This is a genomic window from Bradyrhizobium sp. SRL28, from assembly GCF_018596315.1.
Lineage (GTDB): Bacteria > Pseudomonadota > Alphaproteobacteria > Rhizobiales > Xanthobacteraceae > Bradyrhizobium.
In genome coordinates this window covers 1-2,124 of sequence record NZ_JAHEAG010000135.1, presented here as the reverse complement: position 1 = coordinate 2,124, position 2,124 = coordinate 1, and the positions used below count along the sequence as shown (strand labels likewise).

The 2,124-nt window shown below is 59.3% G+C and carries 1 protein-coding gene; it reads left to right on the top strand.

Translation table 11 applies throughout. The features are described from left to right. Nucleotides 1–1,060: 1,060 nt before the first annotated feature. The gene (locus KIP88_RS45595; RefSeq protein WP_214494593.1) at nucleotides 1,061–1,357 is read left to right on the top strand and encodes a hypothetical protein; all 297 of its coding nucleotides are present in this window, start codon (nucleotides 1,061–1,063) and stop codon (nucleotides 1,355–1,357) included. Nucleotides 1,358–2,124 lie beyond the last annotated feature (767 nt).

Sequence of the window (2,124 nt, the reverse complement as noted above, 5' to 3'; positions counted from 1 at the left end):
TGCGTACCATGAACAACACTGATCAAGAGACTGTATTGCGAGCGATGGAGGATGCCAGGCGCGTCCTCGGAGAATACATCGCGCCAGGCCCACGGGACGCCACGCGTACAGTGCACCGGCTTATCGCGGTCCTCGATAGAGATGAGGTTGTCCACGCTCTCGATCGAATGAAAAAGCGCCGGACCCTTCGTCTTGTGGAATAGAGGCGCGCGACGGCGTGAGCAGGCAGCTCGACGCACGACGGTTCCGGACGACACGCGCCGGGCCTTGCCGTGCGGATCACACGCGGCGGACTGACGATGCGTTCGAATTGTGATAACGTGACGAGGTAATGCCCAGCTGGAATGAAGCGCTTGAAGTCAGGAAGCATCGAGTTCAACGGGCGCACGATCGCCTGTCTCATTCGTAACCGGTCCGACACTGGGGCGTCGCTAGAGGTGGTCAGCCCACTGGGAATCCCGACGCAATTTACCCTTCTGATCGTTGCCGATCGCTTGAGGCACGGGTGCACGGTGATATGGCGAACGGAAAGCTTGATCGGCGTCAAATTCCACTAGGCTGATATGTCGAAGGGATTACCCCGCCAAAGTTGCGGGTATGACAAAGTAGGCCGGCCAGCTCTTGTTTTCCCCGATAGTGTAGATTCTGCGCTCGTTAGGGCGCGCAAGGGGACGGCTCCGGCACGCTCACTCCCAGCCCCCGCGCCGGGGCCGTTTCGGACTTGGTGTCCTCATTGGCATGCCACAAACCTATTGCTTGAGCAACGCATTGCCCTGGTACACCCGGCTTAAGGACCCAAGGCTTACAGGATGGTCTTGCGGTGACCGTCTTTGTCTACGTCAACACCAGCAAGCAGGTTGGCGACTCCGAGCACGTCAAGGTGTTCGCCACCACGGAACGCCGCGGAAAAATGGTTCGAGGAAATCGATCCCGAGGGTGTCGCCTTTGAGTACGAGGTCCTCGAATGAAGAGCCGTCATTCAAGCGGCAGGAATAGGAACGAAGGCAACAAGCGGCGATTTTCCTTGGGTGAAACAAAACAGAACCTAGGGAGATCATTAATGAAGAAGATCATGTTGGCTTCGGTCTGCATCTTGGCACTCGCTTCACCGGCCGCCTTTGCTCAGACCGCCCAGCCCAGCGGCGGTGCGTCTAGCCAAGGCAACGTCGGACCGGGTGCGTCGGAAGGCGCGATGAAGGACGGAACCGGGACCATGAACAAGGGCACCACCGGGGCTAGCAGGCCCTCGCCCGGCGGAGACGCCAGCACTTCCGGCGCAGGCACCGCAGCCGGGCCAAATAACACGGGCACTGCGAAGGAGCCGGATGCCGTACAGAAGGGCGTGAACAAACAGTAAGCGATACTGCAAGAAAAGAGGCCGCCAACTGAGGCGGCCTTAATTCACTGAGTCCCCGTTGGTTTCCAATGCAGCATGCCCTGCTCAACCTGGTCCGCAAGAGTCGTCAGGTGCAAGGCCAGTCGGTCAAACAACTCCCGCTTGCCGGGTCGGTGGCAAGGTCGCTAATCAGCCGACAATCGGCCGCATCCGTCCGTATGTTGGCGGCCTCGTTACGTTCTCAGCGGACTAAATACCTTGAGCTAGGTCATGCTCAGGATCAGCCGGACAAGAACAGATCGAGAATGGAACGGGCGGTAGTTAGGCGCGTTGATGCCGGCGCCAAGTCATTGCCCGATTGGCGCATTCGAATGACGGTCCCAGTTTTTGAGAGGGCTGGGGCCGTTTCTCCTTCAGAAGCGAGCGAACCCCTTCCCCAGGATGGCAAGCCAAGTGCTCGCCCGAAAGCAGGCCGCGCGGCGTACAGGCGCATCCGTTAATGTTCCAGAGAGAAGCCGTCTAAAACGGGGAACTGCGGGCCAGATCGGTCATTGGCCCCCGTGCTGATCATCGCTCTGCTTGAGGCTGGGCAATTGGAAGTGGTCGGCACAGGGGCCGCTGGCCATCAGAAATAGCTGGCGGCCCCACCATACACTTTCAAGATGAGTCCTCTCAATTCAATTGATCGACTTGTACCGCCAGCGAGATCCGGCGGGCCGTTTGGTCCGCAACGGCTAACTCCACCGGTCAACGCTGACCGCCCCAATTCCGCCCCGGAACGAAACCTC

What these genes read in the sequence shown, in the direction of transcription:
- KIP88_RS45595 (WP_214494593.1), top strand. Translation starts at nt 1,061, where the DNA reads ATGAAGAAGATCATGTTGGCTTCGGTCTGCATCTTGGCACTCGCTTCA.